Annotated in this window: 1 protein-coding gene; it reads right to left on the bottom strand. The window is 40.6% G+C overall.

Features of this window, described 5'->3' with window-relative positions; all coding sequences use genetic code 11:
• On the bottom strand, positions 1 to 508 hold a 508-nt coding region (locus tag R7P74_RS29690), incomplete at both ends, for a type VI secretion system contractile sheath domain-containing protein (protein ID WP_318124337.1).

Below are 508 nucleotides of genomic sequence, written 5' to 3'. Positions count from 1 at the left end.
CGCAACATGCTTCTCTTCGTACAGTTTTGGCTTATACAACGAAACATTGGAAGTCATGCCGACCATGTCTGTTTCAGGAACTGGTGAAATCGGAATGAATCCACAATCAGACAGTTCTTGCTCTTTACGCTCAGAGACTTTTAGATTTAAAGGGCATCTATCTCTGTCATTTTTGCCATTAATGCGCGTTTTGTTTCTTGTAGGAGCAACAATAATGCCTTGGCTATAATCCCCCTGCTTTATTCCTCGCATATGAGTAAACCAACCGTGCTCTTGGAATGCTCTTATCGAAACAGCAGCAAAACAGAAGGCTCCACTTCCCCACAATAAATCGTTATTTGAATCGTCAATATTCTCTTGAAATTCAAATTGATCGTTTCGAGAACCATCACTTTTGTAGGGTTGTCGAAAAAGCACGTTAGGAGCGGTTAAGCCAATAAACTTGGTATCATCGTTATCTCGCAACTGTCTCCATTTGACATAATCAATTTGTTCAAATTGTGCCGCA

It is taken from the genome of Vibrio sp. 2033, assembly GCF_033339735.1.
Note: the sequence above shows the minus strand (reverse complement) of the source record. Positions and strands in the feature narration are given on the sequence as shown.